We start from the raw sequence: 23,474 nt of genomic DNA, 5'->3' as shown, positions 1-23,474 counted from the left end.
CGCAAGTTCTGACCGCTGGTTTGTGGCAAAGTTCCCACCCGCGACGGGGGCAGCCATGTGGTGCGTTGCAGCAAGCGATGACCTCTGCCGGTTGTCTCGCAATTTGTCCCATTGCTATACTTTCGCGGCTCGACGAGGCGCAGCTGCGCTTCCCACTCATTCACACGTAAGGTAACCGTAGTGCTGAACTCCGTTGACGCGGGTCGGCGGTTGATGCTGCGCGCTGCGGTATATCCGCTTGCCGCCGTAGCTATAACCAGTCTGGGGTTGCTGTTGGTCGGTCCCCGTTACGCTGCCGGTCTGGCATTGACCGGATTTGCGACGGTGCTGGGCGGTTGGGTTGCGGCACGTACCGCGCTAGGTGGCGGTATCCAGGCAGCGGGCATCGCCATGGTGCGGCTGATCCTGGCAATGGTGCTGAAGTGGGTGTTGGTTTTCGTGGCGCTGGCGCTGGGCTTCGGCCTGTGGCGGCTGCCTCCTCTGGCTTTGTTGGCGGGTATCGCCATCGGGCTGATTTTTCAGGTTCTGGCTCTGGCCAGGCGTTGATTCGAACTTAAAGGGCTCCGGACACATGGCGGGCGAGGCAGCAACACCTACCTCCTATATCCAGCATCACTTGCAGAACCTGATCGTTCCGGTTCGCGATGGTGGCGGCACGTTTTGGACCATCCACCTCGACACCCTGATCATGGCGGTGTTGATGGGCCTGGTCATGGTCCTGGCGTTCTGGACGGCGACCCGCAATGCCACGGCCGGCGTGCCGGGCAAGTGGCAGGCGTTCGTGGAAATCTGCCTGGAGTTCGTCGACCGCCAGGCCAAGGACACCTACCACGGCAGCAGCAAGCTGGTGACGCCGATCGCGATCACCATCTTCTTCTGGATCCTGTTGATGAACCTCATCAAGATGATCCCGGCCGATTTCATCGCCATTCCGCTGGGTTGGGCCGGCGTGCACGCCTGGAAGCCGGTGCCGACCGCCGACGTCAACGCCACCTTGGGCATGTCGATCAGCGTGTTCTTCCTGATGATCGTGTTCTCGCTGCGCTCCAAGGGCGTGGGCGGCATGACCAAGGAATTCCTGACGGCGCCGTTCGGCAAGTGGATGATGCCGTTCAACCTGCTTTTGAACATCGTCGAGTGGCTGAGCAAGCCGATTTCGTTGGCGATGCGACTGTTCGGCAACATGTTCGGCGGCGAGATCGTCTTCCTGCTGATCTGGGTGCTGGGCGGTGCAGGCATCGCCGGCATGGTTGCTGGCGGCGCATTCGGCCTGGGCTGGATGCTGTTCCACCTGCTGGTGATTCCGCTGCAGGCCTTCATTTTCATGATGCTGTCGATCGTGTACCTGAGCCTGGCTGAAGACAGTCACTGAGTTTGCGTCACCCTTCATCTGCTTTATTCCGCTTCATCCATCACCCTTAGAAACTTTCGTTCGGAGATCACCATGTACCTCGCCGTCCTGACCAACCTCGCTCAAGTCCAGAGCTCCACCGTCCTCGCCGTCGGCATCATGATCGGCCTGGCCGCGCTGGGTGCCGGCCTCGGTCTGGCCATCATGGCTGGCAAGTTCCTGGAATCGGCTGCGCGCCAGCCGGAACTGATCCCGGTGCTGCAGGTTCGTATGTTCATCACCGCCGGCCTGATCGACGCCGCGTTCATCATCAGCGTCGCCGTCGGCCTGCTGTTCGCCTTCGCCAACCCGCTGGCCCAGGTGTTCATCGAGCGTCTGTCGCAGGCTGCCGGCTGATCCAGCGGTAGCAGGATGTGGATGCGGCCCTTGGCGGTTGCATCCGCGGATGAAGGTCGGAAAGCGCCGCCCGCGCGGTGGCGCTTTCACCCCTAAACAGCGATTGAGCGACCCATGGATATCACCCTTACCATCTTTGCCCAGGCGCTGGCCTTCGCCGGTCTGATCTGGATCGTCGCGACCAAGATCTGGCCGCCGCTGCTGCAGGCGATCGAAGAGCGTCAGCAAAAGATTGCTGAAGGTCTGGCTGCGGCCGACCGGAGTCAGAAGGACCTGGCGCAGGCGCAGGAAAAGGTCAATGAAGCACTGAAGGACGCACGCACCAAGGCCAACGAGATCATCGATCAGGCCCATGCGCGCGCCAACCAGATCATCGAAGCGGCCAAGCTGGAGGCAATTGCCGAAGCCAACCGTCAGAAGGATCTGGCGCAGACCGAAATCGACGCATCCGCCACGCGTGCCCGCGAGGAGCTGCGCAAGCAGGTCTCGGTGCTGGCCGTCAGCGGTGCAGAAAAGCTGCTCAAGCGCGAAATCGATGCCAACGCCCACAAGGCGCTGCTCGACGAGCTGGCGGCGGAGATTTAAGCGATGACTCAGGCCCTCACCCTTGCCCGTCCCTACGGCCGTGCCGCGTTTGCGATCGCGCGTGAGGGCGGCAACTTCGCGCCCTGGTCCGATGCGCTGGCGTTTTCGGCGCAGGTGGCCGGCGACCCGCGCGTGGCCGCATTGCTGCTCAACCCGGCCCTTGGCCAGGAACAGGCAGTGACGCTGCTGGCGCCGCCGCAGGCGGGCGAGGACTATCTGCGTTTCCTCGGCGTGCTTGCCGATGCGCAGCGGCTGTCGCTGCTGCCGGAAGTGGCAGGCTTGTACGAACAACTGCGTGCCGAGGCCGAACATGTCGTCAAGGCGACGGTGACCTCGGCCGCTGCAATGAGCCAGACCGAACTCGACACGATCGCTGCTGCGCTGAAGAAGCGCTTCGGCCGCGATGTGGACATCACCACCGCAGTCGATGCGTCGCTGATCGGCGGCGCGGTGATCGACACCGGCGACGTGGTCATCGACGGCTCGCTGAAGGGCAAGCTTGCGCGTCTGCAAAGCTCGCTCGCCCACTGAATTCACATAAACGCACGGCCCTCGCGGCCGGCACCTAGGACTGAACGATGGCAACCACGCTCAACCCCTCCGAAATCAGCGACCTGATCAAGACCCGCATCGAAGCGGTCAAGCTGTCCGCAGAGTCGCGCAACGAAGGCTCCGTGACCAGCGTGTCCGACGGCATCGTGCGCATCTTCGGCCTGGCCGACGTGATGCAGGGCGAAATGATCGAACTGCCGAACAACACCTTCGCGCTGGCACTGAACCTGGAGCGCGATTCTGTCGGCGCCGTGGTGCTGGGCGACTACGAAAGCCTGCGCGAAGGCGACGTGGCCAAGACCACCGGCCGCATCCTGGAAGTGCCGGTGGGTCCGGAACTGCTGGGTCGCGTGGTCAACGCACTGGGCGAGCCGATCGACGGCAAGGGCCCGCTGGGCGCCACCCAGACCGCACCGGTGGAGCGCGTTGCGCCCGGCGTGATCTGGCGCAAGTCGGTCGACCAGCCGGTGCAGACCGGTTACAAGTCGGTCGATGCGATGATTCCGATCGGCCGTGGCCAGCGCGAGCTGGTCATCGGTGACCGTCAGACCGGCAAGACCGCGCTGGCGATCGACGCGGTGATCAACCAGAAGGGCACCGGCATCAAGTGCGTGTACGTGGCGATCGGCCAGAAGGCCTCGACCGTTGCCAACATCGTGCGCAAGCTGGAAGAAAACGGCGCGCTGGCGCACACCGTGGTGGTGGCTGCCACCGCGTCCGAATCGGCCGCGATGCAATACATCAGCCCCTACGCCGGTTGCACCATGGGCGAGTACTTCATGGACCGCGGCGAAGACGCGCTGATCGTGTACGACGATCTGTCCAAGCAGGCCGTGGCCTACCGCCAGATCTCGCTGCTGCTCAAGCGCCCGCCGGGTCGCGAAGCCTATCCGGGCGACGTGTTCTATCTGCACTCCCGCCTGCTCGAGCGCGCCGCGCGCGTGTCCGAGGAATACGTGGAGAAGTTCACCAACGGTGCGGTGACCGGCAAGACCGGCTCGCTGACTGCGCTGCCGATCATCGAAACGCAGGCCGGCGACGTGTCTGCGTTCGTGCCGACCAACGTGATCTCGATCACCGACGGCCAGATCTTCCTGGAAACCGACCTGTTCAACGCCGGTATCCGTCCGGCCGTCAACGCCGGTATCTCGGTGTCGCGCGTCGGTGGCGCCGCCCAGACCAAGATCATCAAGAAGCTGTCCGGCGGCATCCGTATCTCGCTGGCGCAGTACCGCGAGCTGGCGGCGTTCGCGCAGTTCGCCTCGGACCTGGACGAAGCTACCCGCAAGCAGCTCGAGCGCGGTCAGCGCGTCACCGAGCTGATGAAGCAGAAGCAGTACGCGCCGATGTCCATCGCCAACCAGGCGCTGTCGATCTACGCCGTCAACGAGGGCTACCTGGACGACGTGCCGGTCAACAAGCTGCTGGCGTTCGAGGAAGGCCTGCACGCGCACTTCGCCAACACCCAGGGCGAGCTGGTCTCCAAGATCAACAGCACCGGCGGTTGGGACAACGACATCGAAGCCAGCTTCAAGAAAGGCATCGAAGAGTTCAAGACCACGGGCAGCTGGTAAGCCAGTCGCCGTGATTTGGGATTGGGCATTCGGGATTCGTAGGAGCGATGGTTCGGGGCGTTGGCCGATTTCGAATCGTTGTTCCCATATCCCAGAAGTTAGGCATCCGGGGTTCGCGGAAGCGGTGAGGTAGGGAGGCTGTTGCCAATCCCCAATCCCGATTCCCGAATCTCACTAAGCGAGCGAAGCGAGCGAGTATGGCAGGCGGACGCGAAATCAAAACCAAGATCAAGAGCGTGCAGAACACCCGCAAGGTGACGCGCGCGCTCGAAATGGTCTCGGCCTCCAAGATCCGCAAGGCGCAGGAGCGCATGAAGACCTCGCGTCCGTATGCGCAGGCGATGAAGCAGGTGATCGGGCATCTGGCGCAGGCCAGCACCGATTTCCAGCATCCGTTCCTGGTCGAGCGCGAACAGGTCAAGCGGGTCGGCTATATCGTGATCTCGTCCGACCGCGGCCTGGCCGGCGGTCTGAACAACAACCTGTTCCGCAAGATGCTGGGCGAAGTACGCCCGTGGCAGGACACCGGTGCCGAGATCGACGTGGTGACCATCGGCCAGAAGGCCTCGGCGTTCTTCCGTCGCATCAAGGTCAACATGGTCGGCAGCGTGACCCACCTGGGCGACAGCCCGCAGGTGGAGCAGCTGATCGGCGTGATCAAGGTGATGATCGATGCCTTCATCGAAGGCAAGGTGGACCGCGTCTACCTGGTCTACAACCGCTTCGTGAACACCATGACGCAGAAGGCCAGCTTCGATCAGCTGCTGCCGCTGCCGGCCGCCGAACACAAGGTGGCGCACCACGATTGGGACTACCTGTACGAACCCGATGCCGCCACCGTGCTGGAGCACGTGATGACGCGCTACATCGAGTCGCTGGTGTACCAGGCCGTGCTGGAAAACGTTGCGTCCGAACATGCCGCGCGCATGGTGGCGATGAAGGCCGCCAGCGACAACGCCAACAAGATGATCGGCACCTTGCAACTGGTCTACAACAAGGCACGTCAGGCGGCGATTACCCAGGAAATTTCGGAAATCGTCAGCGGCGCAGCGGCTGTATAAGTACGCCGGGATTGGGGATTCGGGATTGGTTGGAGCGCAGCGAAGTGCGCCCTTGCGAATCCCCAATCACGAATCCCAAATCACAAATTCCACGAGATGGCATCGGCCACTCGGACAGAACAAAGCTAACCGGAGCAGCAAAATGAGTCAGGGCAAGATCGTTCAGATCATCGGCGCGGTCGTCGACGTCGAATTCCCGCGCAATGAAGTGCCGAAGGTGTATCACGCGCTGAAGGTCGACGGCACCGAAATCACCCTGGAAGTGCAGCAGCAGCTCGGCGACGGCGTGGTGCGCACGATTGCGCTCGGCTCCACCGACGGCCTGAAGCGCAACCTGGTCGCCACCAACACCGAACGCGCCATCTCGGTGCCGGTCGGTGCCGGTACGCTGGGTCGCATCATGGACGTGCTGGGTCGCCCGATCGACGAAGCCGGCGACGTGCAGGCCTCGGACCACTGGGAAATCCATCGCGGCGCACCGTCGTATGAAGACCAGTCCTCCAGCACCGAATTGCTGGAAACCGGCATCAAGGTGATCGACCTGATGTGCCCGTTTGCCAAGGGCGGCAAGGTCGGCCTGTTCGGCGGCGCCGGCGTCGGCAAGACCGTCAACATGATGGAACTGATCAACAACATCGCTAAGGCGCACTCGGGCTTGTCCGTGTTCGCCGGCGTGGGCGAGCGTACCCGCGAGGGCAACGACTTCTACCACGAGATGAAGGACTCCAACGTCCTGGACAAGGTGGCGATGGTCTACGGCCAGATGAACGAGCCGCCGGGCAACCGTCTGCGCGTGGCATTGACCGGCCTGACCATGGCCGAGTACTTCCGCGACGAGAAGGACGCCAGCGGCAAGGGCAAGGACGTGCTGCTGTTCGTGGACAACATCTACCGCTACACGCTGGCCGGTACCGAAGTGTCCGCGCTGCTCGGCCGCATGCCGTCGGCGGTGGGCTACCAGCCGACCCTGGCCGAGGAAATGGGCGTGCTGCAGGAGCGCATCACCTCGACCAAGAGCGGTTCGATCACCTCGATCCAGGCCGTGTACGTGCCTGCGGACGACCTGACCGACCCGTCGCCGGCGACCACCTTCGCCCACCTGGACTCGACCGTCACGCTGAGCCGTAACATCGCCTCGCTGGGTATCTACCCGGCGGTGGATCCGCTGGACTCCACCAGCCGCCAGATGGATCCGCTGGTGATCGGCCACGAGCATTACGACACCGCCCAGCGCGTCCAGCAGACCTTGCAGAAGTACAAGGAACTGAAGGACATCATCGCCATCCTGGGCATGGACGAGCTGAGCGAAGAAGACAAGCAGTCGGTGTCGCGCGCACGCAAGATCGAGCGCTTCTTCAGCCAGCCCTTCCACGTGGCCGAAGTGTTCACCGGTTCGCCGGGCAAGTACGTGTCGCTGAAGGACACCATCCGCGGCTTCAAGGCGATCTGCGACGGCGAATACGACCACCTGCCGGAGCAGGCGTTCTACATGGTCGGCAGCATCGAAGAAGCGGTCGAGAAAGCCAACAAGATGAGCGCCAAGGCGTAAGAGCCGGGATTTGGCATTCGGGATTCGGGATTTGGTACGGCGGTAATTGGGGAGCGGAAACGAGGTGAGTGACCACAGTGAAAGCTGCGGTTGCCAATCCCGAATCCCGCATCCCCAATCCCCGCCTCACAGAGTGAGGCAGCATGAGCACTATCCGTTGCGACATCGTCAGCGCCGAAAAGGAAATCTTCCACGGTGAGGCGACGCTGGTCGTGGCTACCGGCGAGTTGGGCGAGCTGGGCATTGCGCCCAAGCACGCGCCGCTGATCACACGCCTGAAGCCGGGCAAGGTGGTGGTGACCACCGCCAATGGCGAACAGCTGGATTTCGCCATTTCCGGCGGCATCCTGGAAGTGCAGCCGCAGGTGGTGACCATCCTGGTCGACACCGCGGTGCGTGCGCAGGACATTGACGAGGCGGCCGTGCGCAAGGTCAAGGAAGAGGCCGAGCGGCTGCTGGCCAACCGTGGCAACACGGTGGACGTGGCCGAGGCACAGCGTCAGCTGGCCGAAGCGACAGTACAGCTGCAGGCGCTGGAGCGCTTGCGTCGCAACCTCAAGCACTAAGCGTGGTCTGTCCACTGCAGGGTGGGCATGCACGTCCGACTGCTGCAAGTTCGTCTGCAGATATGAAGTTCGAAACGCCGACCATCGTGTCGGCGTTTTCGTTTTTGGAGCGCCGCGTGCGGGTGCGTGAATCCGCGGTGGCGCGCGGCAGGCACACTGCGTGCCTTGGCGCACCGCTGCACCGCAGCGCTGCATGGCAAGCTTATCCCGGCACGTTGAGGAAGATGGCATGACCCGTTCGATCGATGGCATTCGCGCTTACATGGTGAGCGGCCTGTTGGCCGCCGGACTGCTGGGGTGCGCATGGCCGGCGCGCAGCCAGCCGCCGTTGGATCTGCTGATGGATCGCATCGTGCAGCGCAATGCCATTGGCGATGCGGTAGCGCTAAGCAAGTGGGACAGCGGCAAGCCGGTGCTGGATCAGGCGCGCGAGGCGGCGGTGCTGCAGAGCGTGCGCGATCAGGCGCCGGCGCATGGGCTGGATGCCGACGACGCGGCGCGTTTCTTCGGCGCGCAAATCGAGGCCAACAAGTCGGTGCAGTACGCGCTGCTCAACCATTGGCACGAGCGCGGACATGCGCCGAACACCGCACGTCCGGATCTCACCGCGCTGCGCGCTCGCCTGGATCAACTGCAGGGCGAACTGCTCGATGCGCTGGCCGATGTGGCCTCGGCGCGCAGCGCGCCCGACTGCCCGGCCAGCACCGCGCGCGCCGCTGCGCATTACGCAGAGCAGTGGCAGCTGGATGCGCTGCATCGTGCGGCACTGGTGCGCGGCCTGGGCGATTTTTGCCACTGATCCATAGCGGCAACGTGTCTGCGAGACCAACGCGCTGTCATGCGGTTGGAGCGGCCGACAACACGTGTGCGCGTTCGCTTGGTGGCGATTGCAGCGGTTTTGTCGGCCGCATCCTGGTGGATGCAGTCAGGCGTTCAGATCGAACGCTGAGCGTGTCCAAGGCGCGGTGCACTGGGCGCTCGCCAGGCGCGCCCTCAACCCGTCCTGGAAAGGCGATGACGGCATCCATGCCGTCAACTGTCATGCAATCGGCGAGGACGCTGTACGAGAAAGGTCGCTGGCAGCCTGGTTGAACGCCACGCACACCTGCCAACGCGACTGTTCCTTGTTCGCCGACCGGGTGTGGACCCGATGCAGCATGGATGCCGCATAAGAGCGACAAGGATATCCGCGCGATCGATCAGCACTGGAACAGATGCCGCGCCTGTGCTGCGCGCTGTCTGCGCGCAAGCGGTGTCCCCTTTTGCGTCGTATCGCCACACGATCGAGCAATCGCTCGGCGCCTGCGCATGCCTCGATCAGCGATACACCACATGCCGGCCCAGGAAGAACGACACGACCGCCAGCCCGCCTTCGACCAGCGGTTTTGCCAGCCATGCCTGACGCAGGCCGAGTAGGTCTACCGTGGTCGAGAGCAGCCAGGTGCTGATCAGCGTGAGCGTCAGCCACATCAACGCAAAGCGGCCGAAGCGTCGCCAACCCAGTCGCGCATCGCCTTGCTGGGCGAAGGTGTAGCGGCCGTTGAGCCAAAAGCCGAGCATGGCGCCGCCGATGCGTCCGAGCAGATTGGCGGGCACCGCAGGCATGCCTGCGGCGGTGGCGGCGATGAAGATGCCGCAATCGACGACCAGCTGCAGGGCGCCAATGATCATGAACTGGCTGCCTTGGCGGAACAGACTCATGCGTGCGGGGCAAAGGAAAGGGGCGCCCATCCTAGCGGCAGCGAGGCGCAAACGTTGTTAGTGCGGGCGAACGCTGCATCCGGGCAACGACGCGAGGGGGCGCAGCGACTAGAATTTGGACATCCCTATGCCTGGAATGTCTTGATGACCCTGCCCCTGCACGTTGTGATCCTGGCCGCAGGCGAAGGCAAGCGCATGCGCTCGTCCCTGCCCAAGGTGCTGCAGCCGCTGGCGGGCCAGCCGATGCTGGCGCATGTGATCGCCACTGCGCGGCAGCTGCAGCCGGCGGCGATCCATATCGTGTACGGGCATGGTGGCGACCAGGTGCAGGCAGCCTTCGCCGATCAAGGCGATCTGCAGTGGGCCGAACAGCGCGAGCAGTTGGGCACCGGGCATGCCGTGCAGCAGGCAATGCCTGCGATTCCCGATGCGGCAACGGTGCTGGTGTTGTATGGCGATGTGCCGCTGATCCGCAGCGAGAGCCTGTTGCAGTTGCTGCATGCACCGGGCCGCATGGCGGTGCTGGTTGCCGAACTGGCCAATCCCACCGGCTATGGGCGCATCCTGCGCGATGCGGAGGGCAAGGTGGCCGCGATCGTCGAGCAGAAGGACGCCAATGACGAGCAGCGCCGCATTCGTACCATCAATACCGGCATCCTCACCGCTGAATCCACTGCGCTGCGCCGTTGGCTGGCTGGTTTGTCCAACGACAATGCGCAGGGCGAGTTCTATCTCACCGACGTGTTCGCCAGCGCCGCAGCCGATTTCACGCCGGCCGACATGGTGCACGTGGCCGACCCGCAGGACGTGGAGGGTGCCAACGACCCGTGGCAACTCGCCCAGCTCGAACGTGCCTGGCAACTGCGCGCCGCGCGCACGCTTTGCCTGCAGGGCGTGCGCATGGCCGACCCGGCGCGTGTGGAGCAGCGCGGCAGCGTGCAGGTGGGGCGCGATGTGCAGCTGGATATCGATGTGATCCTGGAAGGCAATGTGACGCTGGGCGATGATGTGGTGATCGGCCCGTTCGTGCGCTTGCGCGACGTCACGCTCGGTGCCGGCACGCACGTGCGTGCGCACAGCGATCTGGAAGGCGTGGTCACCGAAGGCGCGGTGCAGATCGGCCCGTTCGCGCGTTTGCGCCCCGGCACCGTGTTGGCCGATGGCGTGCATATCGGCAATTTCGTGGAGACCAAAAAGGTCACCATGGGCGTCGGCAGCAAGGCCAACCATCTGACCTATCTGGGCGATGCGGTGATCGGCAGCAAGGTCAACATCGGCGCCGGCACCATCACCTGCAACTACGACGGGGTGAACAAGTCGCAGACCACCATCGGCGATGGTGCGTTTGTCGGCTCCAACAGCGCGTTGGTGGCACCGATCGAGATTGGCGCCAATTCCACCATCGGTGCCGGTTCGGTGATCACGAGCGATGCGCCGGCGGGCCAGCTCAGTGTGACGCGTGCGCGGCAGACCGTGATCGAAGGCTGGAAGCGGCCGACCAAGAAATAGGCTGCGGTGCACGCTGGATCGCAGGGAACAGCGCCGCATCGGCGCTGATTGCGCTTGGTGGCCCGATGCATCGGAAGCGCGCAACAGCTCCGCCGTTCTCGGCGCGACGCGTCAAGGCTGCTTGCGGGCCCAGGCGGCTGGGCCGCTGGCGGAGCGCTGAACGTGCGGGAGCGCCCCTGGGCGCGACCGGCCGTCCATCGCGCCCAGGGGCGCTGCCATGACATGCGCGGGGCGCGTGCGCTGACGGAAGGCGTGATGCAACGCATGGATGGCATCGCAAGTCCTGCAAGCCTTGCTGCGTTCAAGCCGCCAATGGCAACAGCAAGGTCACGCACAGTCCGCCGTGTTCGCGGTTGTGCAGCGAGATGCGGCCGCCGTGCGCTTCGGCGATTTCGCGGGTGAGGGCAAGACCAAGACCTGTGCCATTGCGCTTGGTCGAATAGAACGGCATCAGTGCGTTGTGCAGCACCGCTTCGTTCATGCCGTTGCCGCGGTCGAGCACTTCGATGCGTAGCCACTGCGGCACGCGCGTGACGCGTAGGGCGACATCGCTATTGGGCGGCTGTGCTTCGCTGCAGGCCTCGTGGGCATTTTTCAGCAGATTGAGCAGCGCCTGCTCGATCTGCGCTGCATCGATCCGGCTGGAGACATCGGTCAGCGTGCCCTGTACCTGGAACGGAATCTGCTGCTGCAAGCGCTGCAAAAACGGCGCCCATTCGATGGTCTGCAGCTGCGGTTGCGGCAATTTGGCAAAGCGCGCATAGCCGCGGATAAAGCCTTCCAGGTGACGCGCGCGTTCTTCGATGGTCTCGAACACCGTCCCCAGGCGATCGGTGCGTTCGCGGCGCAGCAGCTCGGCGCCCGAATGCGCCAGCGAGGCGATCGGTGCCAGCGAATTGTTCAATTCGTGGCTGATCACGCGGATGACTTTTTTCCAGGTCTGCACTTCCTGGCGGCGTAACTCGGTGGTCAAGGTGCGGATCAACAACAGCTCGTGCCCGCGCCCGTTGATGTGAAAGCTACGCCGCGACAGGTGATAGATCTGCTCGTCTTCTTCGTCGTCGCCATCTTCGCGTACCGCGAACAGGCAATCCCCGCCACGTGCCAGCGCATCGCGCAATTCGGCCGGCATGCGGCCGAGCACATCGTCCAGATGCTGGCCTTCCAGCTTGCGTCCTTCGTACAGCAGCTTGCGTGCGGCATTGTTGGAAAACCCGATCCGCCGCAGGCCATCGCCGCCGGCGACCACCAGCAGCATGGCCACCGGTGTGTTCTGCAGCATGGTGTCGAGCATCAGCTCGCGCTGTACCAGATGGCTACGCTGCGCACGCAGCACATCGCCAAGCTCGGCATGTGCCTGCACCAGTTGCGCCAGTTCGTCGTTGCCGCGCCAATACACACCGAAGTTGTATTCGCCATCGCGGTAGCTGCTGGTGGTGCCGGCCAGCGCACGAAACAGCGAGCGCATCGGTGCGGTGGCGCGGTTGAGGCTGAACCACATCGCTGCCAGCAGGACGAGGACCGAAATCGCCGCCACCTGCCAGCCGTGGTCCAGCCAGTACGCCATGAACCATGGCAATGCAGCTGCCAGGGCAAGCACCGGCAGCAAGCGCAAAAACAGCGAAAACGTGAAAGAGCGGTTCCGCATGCGAAGGTTCATTCCGAGCTGATGCCGTAACGGTCCATGCGCCGATACAGCGCCTGACGGCTCAACCCCAGCTCGGCGGCCGCTTGTGCGATCACGCCTTGCGCGCGTGCCAGCGCCTGTTCGATACGCGCGCGATCCGGCTCGCCTGCAGCCGGCGTCGCCGGCCGTGGCGCGGTTGCACGCGGCAGATTCAGATCGCCCGCTGAGATGCGCGCGCCCTGCGCGAGCAAGGCGGCGCGTTGCAGCACATTGCGTAACTCGCGCACGTTGCCGGGCCAGGCATGCCGTTGCAAGGCATCGCGCGCGTGCGCGGATAGCGGCTTTTCACCGGCAAGGAAGTGCTCGGCCAGCGGGCCGATATCGCCGGGGCGTTCGGCCAGTGCGGGCAGTGCGATTTCCACCGTGTTGAGCCGGTAATACAGATCCTCGCGAAAACTGCCGTCGCGGATCATCGCCGGCAGATCTGAATTGGTGGCGCTGATCACGCGCACCTTGGCGTGGCGCTCGCGGTTGGAACCCAGCCGCTCGTAACGGCCGGTTTCCAGCACGCGCAGCAACTTCATTTGACCCGCCAGCGGCAGGTTGCCGATCTCGTCGAGAAACAGCGTGCCGCCATCGGCCGCTTCGAACTTGCCTTCGCGCGCCTTGTTGGCGCCGGTGTAGGCGCCGGCTTCGGCCCCGAATAATTCGGCTTCGATCAATTCACCTGGCAAGGCGCCGCAGTTGAGTGCAATGAACGGGCCATGTTTGGTGGCCGAATTGGCCTGGATGATCTCGGCAATCTTTTCCTTGCCGCTGCCATTGGGGCCGGTGATCAGCACCGGCAAGTCCGAGCGTGCGACCTGGCAGGCCAGGGCGATTGCGCGCTCGCTGGCCGGATCGGCGAACACCGCGCCGCGCAGGTCGTAGCGCTGGGTCAGCTGCTCGCGGCCGCGGCGTTCGCGTTCGCGACGACGTTCCAGTTCGCGGCGTGCTTCGGACAGTTCCAGCAGGTTGTTGACCGTGGTCAGCAGCTTGGTGTCGTCCCAGGGCTTGGCGATGTAATCGGCCGCACCGGCCTTGACCAGGCCCACCGCGCTGCCCAGGTGCGTCCAGGCGGTGAGCAGGATCACCGGCAGGTCCGGATGACGCTGACGCAGTTGGGTAAACAGCGCCTCGCCTTCTTCGCCGGAGGTGGTGTCGGCGGTGAAGTTCATGTCCTGGATCACCAGATCGAACGCCTGCTCGTCCAGCAGCGCCAGCCCGGCCTGCGGCGAATGCGCGTGCCGCGCCTCGATGTCGTGCAACGAAAACAGCACTTCCAATGCAGTGGCCACGGCCGTGTTGTCGTCGATGATCAGGATGTGCGGCATCGCATTGCTCAAGAAGGCGCGGGATGGGATCGGCACAGAATACTGGCAACACGCAGCGACAACGCGCTGCTCGGCGGGGGCGGCAGATCGCCGGGCGGCAAGGTCGGCGGACTCAAGCGGCCGATGCAGGGTGCATCGGCTGTTGCCGGCACGGCGCTGGTTATGGAGCCGCGGGCGGCAACAGCGGTGTGTACGTGGCCGCTGTCCAGATCAGGTGCACCTGCACACCATCGCGCATGACATCCACGGCGATGGGGTTGCCTGCAGCAGCCTGCAGTGCGGCCAGCAATGTTGCGATTGTGGTGATCTGGGTTCGGCCTGCCGTGCGCACGCGGTCGCCACGTTGCAACTGCAGGCTGAGCGACGCGCTGGCCTGGGTCACCAGCAATCCGTCGCTACTGGCGACGAGCTCCAGAATTTGATCGTCATGGCGCCAGTTCAGCCGGGTGTCGTCGATGGCGAGCACCTCTTGCGTCGAAGTGCTGGACGAGGCCGACGCCGCGTGCGCCCGCGTTGCCGCATCGGCCTGGCCGGGGTGAAGGAGGCAGCAGGCGGTCAGGGCGATCAGTGCCGATGATGCAAGAGAGCAAGGCATGAGGGAATCCGGTTCGTAACGATGGTGGAAACGCACGGTGGATGGCGAGCCGGGTTGCTTCCCCACTGCCAAGCGACGGGGAAGCAACGCCGGCCATCATGCACTGCGGGTGGCAACAGCCGGGGGCACTGCGGCTGCGCGGCGGGCCGGCCAGAACACCGCCAGCTGGCCGAGCATCCATAGCAGCAGCGCGCCAATCGGCAGGTAGATTGCCGGCAGTCGCGGCAATTCATAGCGTGCCATCAGCCAGACGTTGATCGAGTAGGCCATCAGCATGCCGAGCACGATGCCGACCGAGGCGAGCAGGAAATTCTCGATCTGGAAGTAGCGCAGGATCTGGCTGCGCGTTGCACCCAGCGCACGGCGGATACCGATCTGCTTGGTGCGTTGCTGCACCCAGAAACTCGCCAGGCCGACGATGCCCAAGGCGGTGACGATCAGTAGTGCGATGCACACTGCGCCGAGTAGCCAGATCATTGCGCGATCATTGCGGAAATACTTTTCGCGGATTTCGGTGTAGGTCTCTTGTTTCAGCACCAACCGGCTGTTGTCCACTTTCATCAAGGCCGCCACTGCCGCCTTCAGCACTTCCGCCCGACGCAAGGGATCGGTAACACGTACGATGTATTGCCCGTTGTTATACGGTGGACGGATGGGCAGCAGCATCGAATAGTCCTTTGCCGACAGTCCATTGACATTGTTCGGCCGCGCCAGGGTGCGCACGATTCCGACGATACGCAGCGGGACGTCGCCAGAGTAGATGGTCTTGCCGAGCGCGCTGTGGTCGGGGAACATCTTGTCCGCCGCCCCCTGCGTCAGAATGACCGCCGCACCCTTCTTGCGGACTTCATCGTCGTTATCAGCCTTTTCTTGGCTGATGTATTCGTCGGGGCTGAAGTCGCGGCCGGCATTCAATTGCAGGCCAAGTGCATCCAGGCTGCCTTCGCTGACCAGATACTGCGCGGCATTGAGTGTGGGGCGTTCCTGCTCCGGGGTCAGGGTCAGCCCCGTGTTGGACGAGTAATTGACGAAGGGGATCTGATTGGTGATGACTGCATTGCGCACGCCGGGTACCGCGCGCAGCGCTGCCAGATCCTCCCGGGTACGTGCATCGGCATTGGCCTGTGGGCCGATGCCGTCCAGCTGGATACTGAGCAACTCCTGTTCGGCGATGCCGCTTGGAGTCCGGAGCGTGTCCAGGCGATTGCCGATCAAAAACAGCGAATTGCAGATGATGGCGCAAGCCAGTGCGATCTCGAGCACGATCAGTGCGGCGGCCGTCTTATGGCGGCGCAAGGTGGAGATGATGGGTCGGATGTCCATGGGCTGACCTTGAAGATAGGAAGCGTGGCTCGCCGCGATGCGGCGGGCAGGAGGTTCAGGACGACTTCAACTGCAGTGCCGGTGCGACCTGGATGGCGCGCCAGGACGGCAGGATGCCGGCGAGCAGGCTCGCGGCGATCGCAATGGCGAATGTCAGCAGCAGCATCGTGATATCCAGGTGCGCCAGCGCGGCGTAATCCACCGGTTGCTGACGCACGGCCCACAGCCCCAGCCACGCCAGCCCAAGTCCGCCGATGCCGCCGGCCAGGCCGATGGTCCCTGCCTCCACCAGGCACTGCGCAAAGATTGCGCCGCGCGACGCGCCAAGCGCACGCCGCACGCCAATCTCTCCGCTGCGGCGCAGGAATTTCGCCAGCAACAGGCCGACCGTGTTGAGCAGGCACACCAGCAGAAAGCCCATGGCCAGCCACAACTGCAGACGGACGTCGCTGGGAACCACCTTGTTGTAGTCCAGCCACTGCATCACGTTGCGCAGGCGCACATTGTTGGGCCGGGTAAAGCGCCCGGCGGCACGTTGTTGATCGGAATAGTTTTCGAGGTAGGCCTTGTAGTCGCCCGCCTGCTTGGCATTTTCCAGCTCCACCCAGTACTGCACCCAGGTGCAGGGCGCATTCAGCGCGGTGGTGTCGCCTGCCTCGACCTTGCCGGAGCAGTTGGTCCCGCCGGCGTGGGTCAATTTCAGATCCATCGCCGTACTGAACGGCACATACAGCTGTTCGTTCGAGCCGTAGGTGTCTGTGATGTCGTAGAAGCGTGGGTCGATCTTCCAGGTATCCAGGACGCCGACGATACGGAAGGTGTTCTTGTCCACGCGCACTTCGCGCCCGACGCTGTTGCCACCGTCGAACAGCTTTTCGTTCAGCGACTTGCTGATCACCGCGACACGTTCGTGCCGCTCGTCGCTTGTGCCGGACCACGCTTGGCCGTAGAGCAAGGGCACGTCGAACATCGCAAAGAAATCGGCCGAAGTGAAACGAGCGTTTAGCTTGAAAGGGCTCAATCCACTGCGCTGTGGCTCGATCGCGACACTTCCGCCTGACATCATCGCCTGACGCATGGCGCGCTTCTCACGCAGCAGCGCCTCGGCGTCGAAGCGGGTGGACTGGTAATCGGGCTCGTCTCCCGGCTGGTAGCCGGACTTCGGTTCCGCATCCACCTGCACATAGAACAACCGATCGCTCTTTTGCGGAATCGGGTCGCCCGACAACACATGGAACACCGTCAGCGTGGTCATGCTGGCGCCGATACCCAGCGCGATGGCCAGCACCATCAGTGCGGTCAGTACCTTGTTGCGGCGGAAGCTGCGTACCGCAAGATTGAAGTAGTAGCCGAACATGGGTGGGCTCCTCAGTCGGCCAGGGTTGCAACGGCGGCAGGCGTGCGCATCAGGCTGGGATTGCGTTCCAGGTCGGTGGCCTGCCCGTCGACGATGTGCACGTTGCGCTGCGCGCGTGCGGCCAGTTCCGGATCGTGGGTGACCATGACGATGGTGGTGCCCTGGCTGTTGATCTCTTCCAGCAGTTCCATCACCCCGCGCGCCATTTGCGAATCGAGGTTGCCGGTGGGTTCGTCGGCCAGCAGCAAGCGTGGACTGCCGGCCAGTGCGCGCGCAATCGCAGCGCGCTGCTGTTGCCCACCGGAGAGTTCGGTGGGGTAGTGACGCAGGCGCGAGCCCAGGCCCACCTTGGTCAGTGCCTCTTCGATGCGCTGCTTGCGCTCGGCTGCCGCCATGCCGCGATATCGCAGCGGCACATCGACGTTGTCGAACAGGTTGAGGTCGGGAATCAGATTGAAGCCCTGGAAGATGAAGCCGATCTTGCGGTTGCGCAGGCGCGAACGTGCATCGTCGGACAGATGGCTGACGTCTTCGCCATCGAGCAGATACTGCCCGCTGGTGAAGGTTTCCAGCAGCCCGGCCAGGTTGAGGAAGGTGGTCTTGCCCGAGCCGGAGGGGCCGGTGACCGCGACGAACTCGCCTTCGCGCACATGCAGGTCCAGCGACCGCAGCGCATGCGTTTCCACCTGTTCGGTGCGGAAGACCTTGGAGACCGCTTGCATCTTGAGCATTGCCGATTCCTTTGCGAAGAGAGTGTGCGACGAGTGGAAATGAGTGAATCAGTGGACGGTGACGCGCGGCGCGTCGCCAAAGTTGTCTGCACCGGAGACCACCACGCGGTCGCCGACCTGTAGCCCGGAGAGCACCTGCACTTCGCCCAGGCTGCTGACACCGAGCGTGACCGGGCGCCGCGCGGCGGTGTTGCCATCCATCACATAGGCATAGCTGCCGCCGGATTGTTCGACAAACGGGCCGCGTTCGACCTTGAGCACGTTGCGGCGCGTGTCCATCAGCACGCGTGCGCTCATGCGCTGGCTCTGGCGCAGGCCTGGCGGCTGCTTGTCGGTGAAGCGGATGCGCGCGGTGACTTCGCCATTGACCACTTCCGGCGACACCGCCGAGATGGCGCCGGCGAACGGTTGGCCGCTGCCGCTGGTGAGCTGGGCCGGCATGCCGATCGCCAGATCGCGGGCGAAACTCTCCGGCACCTTGATCTCCACTTCGAACTTGGACAGATCCACCACGCCCAGAATCGGCGCGTTCGCCGCCACCTGGGTGTGCTGCACCGCCTGCACCTGGCCGACCTGGCCATCGAAGGGCGAGCGCAGCGTGAGCGCGTCCACCTGGCGCTGCACTTCGGCCACCACGGCGCGTTGGCGGTCTGCCAGCAGGCGCTTGTTGCGCGAATCCAGGTCCGCACCCTGGCTCTTCAACGCGGCATCGCGTTGGGCGTGCTGCAGGTCGATATCGGTCTTCTTCAAGGTGTCCTGCGCCTTGGCCAGTTCCACCTGCGGCACGGCGCCACCGTCGTAGCCGCGTTGGTAGCGCTCCAGGTCGCGCGCGGCAGCCTGCTTGTCGATCTGGGCCTGGTCGGTGAGCTTGCTGGCGTTGGCACGCGCCAGGGTGGCATCCAGGGCCGCGCGGCTGGATTCGGCCTCCAGGCCGGCCAGGGTGGCCTGCTCCTGCGCCAGCTTGCTGCGCAGCTCGGGGCTGTCGATGCGCGCCAGTTCCTGGCCCTGCTTGACGACGTCGCCAGCCACCACGCTCAGCGTCACCGTGCCGGCAGAGATGGCGTACAGCACCGGGCTGTTGGCGGCGATCACGCGGCCGTCGGCGGCGATGTCGCGTACCAGGTCGCCTCGGGTGACGGTGGCAACGCGCACGCGGCTGGCGTCGAACGAGCGGCTGCCGGCGCTCCACGCAGCCACGGCCCAGCCGATCCCGGCCAGCACCGTCACCGCGGCGACGCCAGGCCACAGCCAACGGCGCCACGGCGCGCGCTGGGCGGGTGTGCGGAGAACCTGGTCCTGGGCAGAGGTATCGCGAATCATGGTCGGCTGGCTCGGTGGCGTCACTGCGATAAAGCAGGACCCGTGCCAACGTTCAAGTCATTGAAATGGATGGTTTTGTTGACGTGGCGACCGGTGTCCGCAGTGTCCGCGGACACTGGGGGCGGACACGCTGTCCGGGCATGGTCATGCAGCGGACAAGAGCGGACACGCTAAAATGTCCGACTTCTTTTGCGAGAGCTGTCCTATGTGCGGCATTGTCGGAGCGATCGCCGGGCGCGATGTGGTCCCGGTCCTGATCGAAGGACTCAAGCGCCTGGAATACCGCGGCTACGATTCCTCCGGCATTGCAGTGCTCGATGGCGTGCAGGTGCGCCGGGTGCGTCGCACCGGGCGGGTGGCCGAGATGGCGCAGGCCGCGCAGGCCGAACAGTTCGGCGCCACGCTGGGGATCGGCCACACCCGCTGGGCCACCCATGGCGGCGTCACCGAAGCCAACGCGCACCCGCACATCAGCGCCGGCGTGGCGCTGGTGCACAACGGCATTATCGAAAACCACGAGGAGCAGCGCGAAAAATTGCGCGCGCTTGGCTACACCTTCGAGTCGCAGACCGACACCGAGGTCATCGCGCATCTGATCCATCATCATCTGGGCAGCGCCGGCGACCTGCTCACCGCGCTGCAGCGCACCGTCAAGGAACTCACCGGTGCCTATGCGCTGGCGGTGATGAGCCAGGCCGAACCGGAACGCTTCGTCTGCGCGCGCATGGGCTGCCCGTTGCTGATCGGGGTGGGTGAGGGGGAAAACTTCGTCGCTTCCGACGTGTCGGCGATCGTGCAGGCCACGCGCCAGGTGATCTTCCTCGAAGAAGGCGACACCGCCGAATTGCACCGCGAAGGCGTGCGCATCTTCGACGGCAACGATGCACCGGTGGAGCGCCCGCTGCACCTGTCGGACGTGTCGCTGGCCTCGCTGGAACTGGGCCCGTTCCGGCATTTCATGCAGAAGGAAATCCACGAGCAGCCGCGCGCCTTGGCCGACACCATCGAGGCGGCGATCGATGCCAAGGGTTTCCCGGCATCGCTGTTCGGCGCCAACGCAGAAGCGGTGTTGCGCGACATTGAAGGCGTGCAGATCCTGGCCTGCGGTACCAGCTACTACGCCGGCATGACCGCCCGTTACTGGATCGAAGCCATTGCGGGGCTGCCGTGCAGCGTGGAGATCGCCAGCGAATACCGCTACCGCGCCGCGTATGCCAACCCGAAGCATCTGATCGTGACCATCTCCCAGTCCGGCGAAACGCTGGACACGATGGAAGCGCTGAAATACGCCAAATCGCTGGGGCATTTGCACACGCTGTCGATCTGCAATGTGCCGGAAAGTGCGATCCCGCGCGCCAGCGAGCTGGTCTGCTACACGCGTGCCGGCGCCGAGATCGGCGTGGCCTCGACCAAGGCCTTCACCACCCAGCTGGCGGTGTTGTTCCAGCTCACCATGGTGTTGGGGAAGTTGCAGGGCCGCATCAGTGACGCCGAAGAAGCCGAGTATCTGGAGCAGCTGCGCTTTTTGCCCGGCAGCGTGCAGCATGCATTGAATCTTGAACCGCAGATCATGGCCTGGGCCGAACGATTTTCGCCGAAGGAGAATGCGCTGTTCCTCGGTCGCGGCCTGCATTATCCGATTGCATTGGAAGGCGCGCTCAAGCTCAAGGAAATCTCATATATCCACGCCGAAGCGTATCCGGCCGGCGAGTTGAAGCATGGGCCGCTGGCACTGGTGGATGCGGCGATGCCGGTGGTGGTGATCGCACCGAACGACCGCCTGCTGGAAAAGGTCAAATCCAACATGCAGGAAGTGCGCGCACGCGGCGGCGAGCTGTTCGTGTTCGCCGACCAGGACAGCCACTTCAGCGACTCCGAAGGCGTGCATGTCATCCGCACCCCACGCCATGCCGGCGTGCTGTCGCCGGTGATCCACACCATCCCGGTGCAGCTGCTGGCTTACCACACCGCCCTGGCACGCGGCACCGATGTGGACAAGCCGCGCAATCTGGCCAAGTCGGTGACGGTGGAGTAAGCGCTGCCGCGGTGCCGTCTGCGCGCACTGCCAGCTGCATGCAGTCGGTGCATGCACGCAGTGCATGTTCGGCTCTGTCGCTGTCATGTTCCAGGATGGCGATTGCGTGCGACGTCGTGCTGGTTGCGCTGACGCGCAACGCGCGAGGTTCAGCTCCTCGCAAAGCAGTCGCCGACGTCCTGCCTATGCACGTGGCGATGCCGCTTCCAGGAGTGGCCGTATCCGTCTGGCGAAGGCCCGGTCGCACTGCCAGCGGCCGGTCCTTAGCGCTCCACCACAGCCTCTGCCAACGCAGTGGCCCAAGTTATGCATAAGCTCCTGGCGAGGGTCCACACCACGCAGGAGGACGTATGCACGAGTCTTTCAAACAGGGGGCGCCGGCCGAGTTGTGGCAGGCGTTGGTGCGCGAGGCGGGGCAGCGGATTGCGCGTCCGCTGGACGAATCGCGCGAGCATTATCTGGTGTTCGTGTTGCTGCGCTTCCAGCGCGATGCGCATCTGCTTTCGCGCACGCAGGCGCTGGCATGGCTGCATGCGCAGGACCAGATCGGTAGCGTGCGGGCCGACGCATTGCGTGACGTGGGAGACGGTTGCCTGCTGATTGCAGGCCTGTTTCCGGGCGTGGCGCAACGCCGGCGCCTCAGTGTGGATTACTTCATCGATCTGGGCAGGGGCGCGTATTCCGAAGTGGCCGACACCCGCTGCAGCGATGCAGGTCTGTTCGCGCAACTGGCCCAGAGCTATCGCGAGCTGGTGCGTATATTGGCCGCATTGCGCACGCCACGCGATTGGCAACCAGGCCCAGGCGGAATCTTGCATGCCTAAGCAGTGAGCATCTGAGGGGCGGTCCCCACACATGCGTGGGGACCGCCCCGACTGCGATGGCTGCCGTGTGCGGGCACACTATCCCTGCAGGACGATCGGCCGGGTGCGTTTGTGCCATTACCCGTCGATCAGCGCCCTGCATGTGGGAAGCCGTCGTGTGCGAGCGGTGGCGCATCGGTCGCGCTGCATGGGGGACATGCAGCGCGTCGCACTTATCCATAGGGACAGGGATTCATGAAGACGTGTATCGCGGCGGTGCTATTGGCACTGCCGGGGCTTGCTGTTGCGCAAGACGTGCCGCTGGGCTATGCCGGACAGGGCGGAATGACGCTGCAGGAGATCGACCCTGCCATTTATGCGTATCACTACGACCACGGATTCGTGGGCGAAGATGCGATGGGCTGGGATCCTGCGCTGCAATTCGCCTGGTCGCGCATCGCAGCCGCCAAGGTCTGCGCACAGCAATCGCCGTCCGATGCATTGATCGGCAAGCTGGTGGAGCAGTACGGCAAGGATGCCGGCGTGCACCAGATCAACGGCATTGGCTTCCATGAGGCACAGATGCGGGCGGCTGGTACCTTCTGTACCGCTGCGCGCGTGACCGAAGCCACTGCGGTGGTGCCTGCGTTTGCAGGCGGGGATTTCTCCACGGCAACTGCCTATGCGGCTGCTGCAGTTGCAGGCACTGTGGCGGTTGCCGCAACACAGGCGCAACCAAGTCTGCAGTCCGATGCAGGCGTTGCCATGACGCCCTCGGCAGATTGGGCCTTGCAGCTCCCATTGCATTCGAGCATGCGGGTGGGCTCGAACGGCCTGCCCAACGGCGACGAAATGCTGCGTGTCGTCCGCCGCGGACATACCGGGATGGTCGTCGGTTTGCAGATTGCCACCAGCCTGTTCGCGCGCGGTGTTGCGGTCTCTGCCTTCGGAAAAGATCAGCTGAAAGGCGAAAAGATGGAGGCCCTGGGGAATCCCGGCTATCAATTGCAGCGCGATGCGGTCAACGCGCATTTGAAGACCTACTTCACCGGGCATCCGCGGGCCGTACCGGCAGAACCGTTCCCGTTGCAGGTGCTGATGTCGGACTGGCTGCTGGTGTATCAAAGCCTGGCCGATACCAAGTCGCCTTACGAGCTGCGCTACGCAGTGACGATCGGTGGGGAGCGCAGCGGCTTCTTGAAGCGCAAGGCGAGCCCGGTCAGTCTGGACTGCGCGCCGACACCGCGTACTGCCTCGCTGGAAGAATGGGAAGCCAACGATTACGCGTTGGTCAAAGCAGCCGCACAAGCCTACAGCGACGAATGCGCAGCGAAATTCGCCGAGCAGTTGCCGCAGTGGTTCCCTGACAGAGAAGCTGTTGCGACGTCCAACTGACGGACCAGTGCTGGTGGCGCCGGATATCCGGCGCCCGATGTGATGGGAAACAACGCGTAATGCGGGTGTAA

23 protein-coding genes are annotated in these 23,474 nt (G+C 64.1%); 15 read left to right on the top strand and 8 right to left on the bottom strand.

The genetic code is table 11. The features are described 5' to 3' along the window. Positions 1–180: 180 nt before the first annotated feature. From ACCQ16_RS17480 to ACCQ16_RS17430, 11 genes are all read left to right on the top strand, one after another. A complete protein-coding gene (locus ACCQ16_RS17480; protein ID WP_005920882.1) occupies positions 181–546 on the top strand; it encodes a hypothetical protein in 366 nt (121 codons plus the stop codon). A 25-nt stretch (positions 547–571) separates the two neighbouring features. Then, a complete protein-coding gene (gene atpB / locus ACCQ16_RS17475) occupies positions 572–1,372 on the top strand; it encodes a F0F1 ATP synthase subunit A (RefSeq protein WP_005914709.1) in 801 nt (266 codons plus the stop codon). A 72-nt stretch (positions 1,373–1,444) separates the two neighbouring features. Further along, positions 1,445–1,747 (top strand): F0F1 ATP synthase subunit C, encoded by a 303-nt coding sequence (gene atpE / locus ACCQ16_RS17470; RefSeq protein WP_002814105.1) that lies wholly within the window; start codon positions 1,445–1,447, stop codon positions 1,745–1,747. Positions 1,748–1,861: 114 nt separating this feature from the next. After that, on the top strand, positions 1,862–2,332 hold the full coding sequence (locus ACCQ16_RS17465) for a F0F1 ATP synthase subunit B (RefSeq protein WP_003483999.1): 471 nt from the start codon (positions 1,862–1,864) through the stop codon (positions 2,330–2,332). Positions 2,333–2,335: 3 nt separating this feature from the next. After that, entirely contained in the window at positions 2,336–2,863 is a 528-nt protein-coding gene (locus ACCQ16_RS17460) for a F0F1 ATP synthase subunit delta (protein WP_277573201.1), read from the top strand. 47 nt (positions 2,864–2,910) lie between these two features. Further along, complete coding sequence (gene atpA / locus ACCQ16_RS17455) at positions 2,911–4,458, top strand: F0F1 ATP synthase subunit alpha (protein WP_003484004.1); 1,548 nt, start codon at positions 2,911–2,913, stop codon at positions 4,456–4,458. Positions 4,459–4,655: 197 nt separating this feature from the next. Then, positions 4,656–5,519 (top strand): F0F1 ATP synthase subunit gamma, encoded by an 864-nt coding sequence (atpG, locus tag ACCQ16_RS17450; RefSeq protein WP_008571039.1) that lies wholly within the window; start codon positions 4,656–4,658, stop codon positions 5,517–5,519. Between the two features lie 142 nt (positions 5,520–5,661). Further along, positions 5,662–7,068: a F0F1 ATP synthase subunit beta gene (gene atpD, locus ACCQ16_RS17445; protein ID WP_003484008.1), complete on the top strand. Its 1,407-nt coding sequence runs from the start codon at positions 5,662–5,664 to the stop codon at positions 7,066–7,068. 143 nt (positions 7,069–7,211) lie between these two features. Further along, entirely contained in the window at positions 7,212–7,634 is a 423-nt protein-coding gene (locus ACCQ16_RS17440) for a F0F1 ATP synthase subunit epsilon (RefSeq protein ID WP_003484011.1), read from the top strand. 62 nt (positions 7,635–7,696) lie between these two features. Beyond that, on the top strand, positions 7,697–7,867 hold the full coding sequence (locus ACCQ16_RS17435) for a hypothetical protein (protein WP_154671624.1): 171 nt from the start codon (positions 7,697–7,699) through the stop codon (positions 7,865–7,867). After that, positions 7,864–8,433, top strand: coding sequence for a chorismate mutase (locus ACCQ16_RS17430; RefSeq protein WP_122272305.1), 570 nt, complete (start codon positions 7,864–7,866; stop codon positions 8,431–8,433). The genes ACCQ16_RS17435 and ACCQ16_RS17430 overlap by 4 nt, the downstream gene beginning before the upstream one ends. A gap of 518 nt (positions 8,434–8,951) precedes the next feature. On the opposite strand, the gene ACCQ16_RS17425 is transcribed toward ACCQ16_RS17430, so the two are convergent. Continuing rightward, positions 8,952–9,335 (bottom strand): GtrA family protein, encoded by a 384-nt coding sequence (locus ACCQ16_RS17425; RefSeq protein ID WP_218497226.1) that lies wholly within the window; start codon positions 9,333–9,335, stop codon positions 8,952–8,954. A 144-nt stretch (positions 9,336–9,479) separates the two neighbouring features. Here ACCQ16_RS17425 and glmU point away from each other — a divergent pair, with 144 nt between their 5' ends. After that, positions 9,480–10,844, top strand: a complete 1,365-nt coding sequence (gene glmU / locus ACCQ16_RS17420) for a bifunctional UDP-N-acetylglucosamine diphosphorylase/glucosamine-1-phosphate N-acetyltransferase GlmU (protein WP_031424970.1) — start codon at positions 9,480–9,482, stop codon at positions 10,842–10,844. Positions 10,845–11,145: 301 nt separating this feature from the next. Here glmU and ACCQ16_RS17415 read toward each other — a convergent pair whose 3' ends face one another. From ACCQ16_RS17415 to ACCQ16_RS17385, 7 genes are all read right to left on the bottom strand, one after another. After that, complete coding sequence (locus tag ACCQ16_RS17415) at positions 11,146–12,492, bottom strand: sensor histidine kinase (protein WP_029820332.1); 1,347 nt, start codon at positions 12,490–12,492, stop codon at positions 11,146–11,148. An 8-nt stretch (positions 12,493–12,500) separates the two neighbouring features. Next, entirely contained in the window at positions 12,501–13,844 is a 1,344-nt protein-coding gene (locus ACCQ16_RS17410) for a sigma-54-dependent transcriptional regulator (protein ID WP_372380044.1), read from the bottom strand. A gap of 160 nt (positions 13,845–14,004) precedes the next feature. Continuing rightward, entirely contained in the window at positions 14,005–14,310 is a 306-nt protein-coding gene (locus ACCQ16_RS17405) for a hypothetical protein (RefSeq protein ID WP_031424968.1), read from the bottom strand. 225 nt (positions 14,311–14,535) lie between these two features. Then, the gene (locus tag ACCQ16_RS17400) at positions 14,536–15,762 is read right to left on the bottom strand and encodes an ABC transporter permease (protein ID WP_218555505.1); all 1,227 of its coding nucleotides are present in this window, start codon (positions 15,760–15,762) and stop codon (positions 14,536–14,538) included. Between the two features lie 55 nt (positions 15,763–15,817). Further along, on the bottom strand, positions 15,818–17,119 hold the full coding sequence (locus tag ACCQ16_RS17395) for an ABC transporter permease (RefSeq protein WP_011348649.1): 1,302 nt from the start codon (positions 17,117–17,119) through the stop codon (positions 15,818–15,820). 11 nt (positions 17,120–17,130) lie between these two features. Continuing rightward, entirely contained in the window at positions 17,131–17,850 is a 720-nt protein-coding gene (locus ACCQ16_RS17390) for an ABC transporter ATP-binding protein (protein WP_011348648.1), read from the bottom strand. 48 nt (positions 17,851–17,898) lie between these two features. Beyond that, a complete protein-coding gene (locus ACCQ16_RS17385; RefSeq protein ID WP_014091116.1) occupies positions 17,899–19,170 on the bottom strand; it encodes an efflux RND transporter periplasmic adaptor subunit in 1,272 nt (423 codons plus the stop codon). A gap of 205 nt (positions 19,171–19,375) precedes the next feature. On the opposite strand from ACCQ16_RS17385, the gene glmS reads away from it, so the two are divergent. The 3 genes from glmS (at position 19,376) to ACCQ16_RS17370 (ending at position 23,403) form a co-directional block, all read left to right on the top strand. Then, the gene (glmS, locus tag ACCQ16_RS17380) at positions 19,376–21,205 is read left to right on the top strand and encodes a glutamine--fructose-6-phosphate transaminase (isomerizing) (protein WP_005914722.1); all 1,830 of its coding nucleotides are present in this window, start codon (positions 19,376–19,378) and stop codon (positions 21,203–21,205) included. A gap of 350 nt (positions 21,206–21,555) precedes the next feature. Continuing rightward, positions 21,556–22,029 (top strand): hypothetical protein, encoded by a 474-nt coding sequence (locus ACCQ16_RS17375; protein ID WP_005914723.1) that lies wholly within the window; start codon positions 21,556–21,558, stop codon positions 22,027–22,029. Between the two features lie 234 nt (positions 22,030–22,263). After that, positions 22,264–23,403 (top strand): hypothetical protein, encoded by a 1,140-nt coding sequence (locus tag ACCQ16_RS17370; protein ID WP_218559519.1) that lies wholly within the window; start codon positions 22,264–22,266, stop codon positions 23,401–23,403. Positions 23,404–23,474 lie beyond the last annotated feature (71 nt).

The organism is Xanthomonas sp. NCPPB 1062 (assembly GCF_041481705.2).
GTDB lineage: Bacteria > Pseudomonadota > Gammaproteobacteria > Xanthomonadales > Xanthomonadaceae > Xanthomonas > Xanthomonas euvesicatoria.
The sequence above is the reverse complement of the archived record's forward strand: the minus strand, read 5'-3'. Positions and strand labels throughout refer to the sequence as shown.